Genomic DNA, 5,204 nt, shown 5'->3' with positions numbered 1-5,204 from the left:
GCGGCGGTGCGTTGCGGTGTCGCTCAGCGCAGTGAGTCGCTCACTCCTCGCCTGCGGACTCCTCCTCCGCGCCACCGTTCTTCCGGCGGCGGGACGCCCACCACGCGACACCACCCGTGAGGATGGCACCGGCACCGGCGAGGAGCGTCGCGGTCGGGTCGGAACCGGTGAACGGCAGTTCGTCACCGTTCGATCCGGTCGTGCCGCCCGAACCCGCCTGCGCGGCACCCGCCGAGGTGGTCGTCGCTGCTGGCGCGGAGGCCGTGGCCGTGCCGGTCGCCGTCGCGACTGCGGTCTCCGAAGGAGTCGGCACCGTCGTCCGCGTCGGGGTGACCGACTGCGTCGCCGTCGCCGAGGCGGTCGGGGTCTGCGAGGGCGTGGGCGCCTCGGTGGCGGTCGGCGTGGCCGTGGGCACCGGAACGGTGCCCGGCAACGGGAACACCTGGACGGTCGTCGGACGCGGGATCGAGAGTTCCGCGCCGCCGGCGGCCGCGAGCGGTGCCGTCTTCATGGAGTCCGGGAACGTCGAGGTCGGCTGCTCGTACGTGCCGTCCTCGCCCGGGTGCTGGACGGAGACGAAGACGTGCCACTCGTCGTCGTGGACGACCGGACCACAGGTCTCCGCCTCCGCCGGGACCGAGAGGAACTGTTCGACCCGGCCGCGGTCCGGGCCCTCGAGGGTGACGCGGAAGAGTCCGTCGTTGTAGCCGATCGTGCTCGGGGCACCGTCCGTCGAGATCCACAGGTTGCCCTGCGAGTCGAACGCGAGGTTGTCCGGGCAGGAGATCGGGGAGACCTCGTTCATCGGGAATCCGGAGAAGTACGTCGTCGTGTTCGTGGACGGGTCACCGGCGACGAGGAGGAGGTTCCACGCGAAGGTCGTCGAGGTCTGGTCGCCGCCGTCCTCCGCGATCTCGATGACGTGACCGTCACGGTTCTCGGTGCGCGGGTTGACCTCGTCCGCCGGGTCGTTGCCGTCGACGCCCCGGTTCGAGTTGTTCGTGCACGCGACGTACACGCGACCGGTCGCCGGGTTCGGCTCGACGTCCTCGGGGCGGTCCATCTTCGTCGCGCCGACCGCGTCCGCCGCGAGTCGGGTGTGCACGAGCACTTCGTCGGTGGACATGCCGGGAACGACGGAGGCGTTGTCGACCACGAGCGGCAACCACTCGCCGGTGCCGTCGAACGCGCCGTCGGAGGGAAGCTCGCCGGAACCGTCGATCTCACCGGCCGGGGAATTACCGGAGAAGCGCGCGACGTACAGGCTGCCGTCCTCGAGGAGCGTCATGTTGTGCGCCCGGTCGCCCTCGACGAAGGAGTCCCGGGAGACGAACTTGTAGAGGTAGTCGAAGCGCTCGTCGTCTCCCGAGTAGGCGACGGCCCGGCCGTTGTCGGCGATGATGACGTTCGCGCCCTCGTGCTTGAGGCGGCCGAGCATCGTGTGCTTGCGCGGGGTCGAGGTCGGGTCCGTCGGATCGATCTCGACGATCCAGCCGAAGCGGTTGACCTCGTTCTCGTAGCCGGGGGTGCGTGCATCGAAGCGCGGGTCGAGGTGCTCCCAGCCGCGCTGGGTCTCCTCGTCGGCGAGGCCGTAACGCTCCTCGGCGGCCGAGGTGCCGGCGGAACGGAAGTAGCCGTTGAAGTTCTCCTCGCCCGAGAGGATCGTGCCCCACGGGGTGGTGCCACCCGCACAGTTGCCGAAGGTGCCGAGCACCCGGGTGCCGGACGGATCGGCGTCCGTGCGCAGCAGGGGGCTGCCGGCGGCGGGACCGGTCATGACGTACTCGGTGTCGTCGAGGAACCGGCGGTTGAGCGGGGCGCCGACGACCGGCTCCCACGGTGCGGTGATGTCCGTACGCGTGAGTTCGACGACGCTGAGGCCGTGGGCCTTGAGGCCGACTCCGCGCACCCGGTCGAGATCGTTCGCCAGCTGGTCGGCCGGGAACATGATGGTCTCGTTCGTGTACTCGTGGTTGACGAACAGGATCGCGGTGGTGTCCGAGGTCCGGATGATGTCGGTGTAGTCGACGTTGTACCCGAACTGACGGGCCTGCGCCTCGGGGGTCTGGTTCGTCGCGTCGAAGGCGGGGCTGTCGTCGAACAGCGGATCGCCCCACCGGAGGATCGGCGCCCAGTCGAAGCCCTCGGGCACGACGAAGGAGTCGGTCGTGTAGGGTACCGGGTCGATCGGGGTGAACCCGAAGGTGCCCTCCGGTGCGGTGGCGGCGAGCGCGGGAGCACCCGAGGTGACGGCGGGAGCGAGGACGACACCGGCGGCACCGACCACACCGAGGCCGAGTGCTGCGCGACGCGAGAGCTTCGCGTTCACGATGTCGCGGAAATAGGAATTGGACGAGGTGTTGCAGACACCCCTGGCGCAGGCGTTCGCGCACTTGAGCGCACAGGTGACGGCGCTGCGCTTGCCCTTGACGTGGGCGGCCATGGGGAGGCCGAGATCGATGGCCATGAATGATCCTCCGGGTGGGTTCGATCGGGAGTCGCGGATCGATCCCATCAGGTCGGTGTGGCCTGCGCGTAGGACTCGGGTGAACGCTCACCGAACGCCGGGTGGACCGGAAATTTCGTCGCAGTGGCGTGTGGTTATTCACGGTCGTTCCGAGGGACCGCCTTTGATCACGGGGACCACTATTGATCACAGGGACCACCTTCGGGCGCGCCCAGTGCCGGTGTCGCGGATCAGTGCCGGTCCGTGGGATCAGTGCCGGTGTGTCGGTTCGGTGCCGGTCACAGGAAGGCACGCATGAGGACGGCGTCGGGAGACACGCCGGTGGCCGGATCCGCGGCGTAGTAGCCGGGACGGCGGTCGAGTTCCTCGAACCCGCGCGAGGCGTAGAGTCCGAGCGCCGGCGCGTTGTCGGAACGCACGTCGAGATGGACGACCTCGCACCCGTCCTCCCGGGCCCGTGCGAGCAGGGCGTCGAGGAGCGCCCGCCCGACGCCCCGGCCGCGCACCCGTGGATGCGAGGCGATCGTGAGGACGTCGGACTGGGTTCCGGAGACGGAGAGTCCGGCGAATCCGAGGAGCGCGCTGCCGTTCTCGGGCGCCGTGTCCTCCTCCGCGACGAGGAACACCCGCCCGGGGGCCGCCATCTCCGCCCAGAAGTATTCCGTCGTCCAGGCGTCGGCGCCGAAGATCTCCGCGTCGAGGCGGGCGACCTCCGCGAGGTCCCACCACCGCATGCGGCGCAGTCGCACGGTCGGGTTCGGTGAGAGCGTCGTCATCGGCGTTACTTCAGCACCGAGGTGCGCGGGGTCGCCGGCTTCGCATCCGCCTCGCGGAGGTACAACGGCACCGGCGGCAGCAGCTCCTCCCCGGCCGCGAGGCGCCGCAACGCCACGCGTGCGAGCCATTCGGCTCCGGGCTCGAGCGCCTCCGGGGCGTCGTCCACCGGTGCCCCGAGCACGTCCGGGTAGAGCGCGAATCCGCGTCCCACGCGGTGAAGCCCGGGATCGGAGAGGTCCACGCGCCCGGTTCCCGGGGCGCCGTCCTCAGCACCGGAGCCCGCCGAGGCGCCCGCGAGCACGGCCGGTGCGCTCACCTCGGGCCCGGTCACGGTGCGCGGCAGACCGCCCTCCGACGCGCCGAACAGCGTCCAGTAGACCTCCTTGCGGCGGGCATCGGTCGCGACGAGCAGGGGCGTGTCCGCGGGGACGCCGGCCTCCTCGTACACACGCAGCGCGAGCCCCTCGTGGCTCGGAACGCCGTACACCGGCGCGTCGATGCCGATCGCGTATCCGATCGCGGTCGCGATGCCCGCCCGCAGGCCCGTGAAGGGGCCGGGGCCGACGCCGGCGACGACCGCCTCGGGGGCGGGGGTGCCGTCCATGACGGCACGCAGTGCCGGACCGAGGAACTCCGCGTGCTTGCGGGCGGAGAACTCGGTGCGGGAGGCGAGGACGGTCTCCGTCCCGTCGGCGGCACGCTCGACGAGCGCGACGGACGCGGCGGCGGAGGAATCGAGGGCGAGGACGATCATGCGTTTCTCCCGCCCCGATTGCTCGAGAGGTATTCCTCGCTCACCCGGTCCACCCGGGTCTCCCACGACTCCCCGGCAGGGACGAGGTCGACGACCCGGGTCTGGTCCTCGGTGTCGTACTCGTCGAGGTCCTCCGAGGTCACCGCGACGGGCTCCCCGGCGATCTCGAAGTTGCGGGTGAGGGTGATCTCGAGGCGGTCGTCCGAAAGCTGTTCGGCGATCCCGTGCCCCCATTCGACGACGGTGACGACCTCGGACAGGTCGGAGTCGAGGTCGAGGTCGGCGAACTCGTCGGCATCGCCGAGGCGGTACGCGTCGACGTGCACGAGTCCGGGCCCGTCACCGCTGGGATCGTGTTCCCGGGCGATGACGAAGGTCGGCGAGGACACCCGCCCCTTCACCTCCATCGCACGCGCGAGGAACTGGGTGAATGTCGTCTTGCCGGCTCCGAGGTCGCCGGTGAGGATGAGGACGTCACCGGGTTCGAGGGCGGCCGCGAGCAGCCCGGCGAGCCGTTCCATGTCGGCGAGACTCTCGACGACGAGTCGTGCGGTCATCCGATCTCCTCCTCGCTGTGCACGTACCGGCGGCCGGTCCGGGATCCGAGCCGGGTGACGATCTCGTAGTTCACGGTACCGGCCCAGGTGCCCCACTCCTCGGCGCTGGGGCCGGTGATGCCGTCGCCGAGGAGGACGACGTCGTCGCCCACCGCGACCGGAGGAACCTCACCGGACGCCGCGTCGTCCGCCGGCCGTTCCACGGCGTCCGCCGCCGGCCCGGGACCGAGGTCGACGACGATCTGGTCCATCGCGACGCGGCCGACCTGCGGGTACCGGCGGCCGTGGATGACGACCTCGGCCCGGCCCGAGGCGCTGCGCGGGATGCCGTCGGCGTACCCCCCGGCGACGAGGGCGAAGCGGGTGGCCCGCGGGGCCGTGTACACGAGTCCGTACGAGGCGCCGTGCCCGGCGGGCACGTCCTTGAGGGCGAGCACCGTCGAGTGGAGGGACAGCGCCGGGCGGAGACCGAGCTCCGCCGGAGTCCGCCCCTCGAAGGGGCTGAGGCCGTAGGTCGCGAGCCCCACACGGGCCATCGTGCCGGGCACCGGCGTACGGGTGAGGGCGGCCGGGGAATTCGCGGCATGGACGCCGAGGCGCTCCGGGTCCCCCAGCGCCCCGTGCGCCTTCCGCATGGCCTCCCGGACCC

4 protein-coding genes and 1 pseudogene are annotated in these 5,204 nt (G+C 71.3%); all 5 read right to left on the bottom strand.

Annotated elements, in window-relative coordinates; all coding sequences use genetic code 11:
* Positions 1–436: 436 nt before the first annotated feature.
* Positions 437–2,467, bottom strand: a pseudogene (locus ABD172_RS03300) (PhoX family protein); the annotation flags it as partial.
* Between the two features lie 278 nt (positions 2,468–2,745).
* The gene (rimI, locus tag ABD172_RS03295; protein WP_344306907.1) at positions 2,746–3,243 is read right to left on the bottom strand and encodes a ribosomal protein S18-alanine N-acetyltransferase; all 498 of its coding nucleotides are present in this window, start codon (positions 3,241–3,243) and stop codon (positions 2,746–2,748) included.
* 5 nt (positions 3,244–3,248) lie between these two features.
* Positions 3,249–3,998: a tRNA (adenosine(37)-N6)-threonylcarbamoyltransferase complex dimerization subunit type 1 TsaB gene (tsaB, locus tag ABD172_RS03290; RefSeq protein WP_344306905.1), complete on the bottom strand. Its 750-nt coding sequence runs from the start codon at positions 3,996–3,998 to the stop codon at positions 3,249–3,251.
* Entirely contained in the window at positions 3,995–4,555 is a 561-nt protein-coding gene (gene tsaE / locus ABD172_RS03285; protein ID WP_344306903.1) for a tRNA (adenosine(37)-N6)-threonylcarbamoyltransferase complex ATPase subunit type 1 TsaE, read from the bottom strand. Before tsaE ends, tsaB begins: the two co-directional genes overlap by 4 nt.
* Positions 4,552–5,204 (bottom strand): alanine racemase (locus ABD172_RS03280; RefSeq protein WP_344306901.1); only part of this gene is annotated, 653 nt, incomplete at its 5' end. The genes ABD172_RS03280 and tsaE, both read right to left, overlap by 4 nt.

It is taken from the genome of Brevibacterium samyangense (genome assembly GCF_039529845.1).
GTDB classification, from domain to species: Bacteria; Actinomycetota; Actinomycetes; order Actinomycetales; family Brevibacteriaceae; genus Brevibacterium; species Brevibacterium samyangense.
The sequence above is the reverse complement of the archived record's forward strand: the minus strand, read 5'-3'. Positions and strand labels throughout refer to the sequence as shown.

Bases quoted from the DNA above. Each gene is read 5' to 3' on its own strand.
- rimI (WP_344306907.1), bottom strand. From the start codon at position 3,243: ATGACGACGCTCTCACCGAACCCGACCGTGCGACTGCGCCGCATGCGG.
- tsaB (WP_344306905.1), bottom strand. From the start codon at position 3,998: ATGATCGTCCTCGCCCTCGATTCCTCCGCCGCCGCGTCCGTCGCGCTC.
- tsaE (WP_344306903.1), bottom strand. From the start codon at position 4,555: ATGACCGCACGACTCGTCGTCGAGAGTCTCGCCGACATGGAACGGCTC.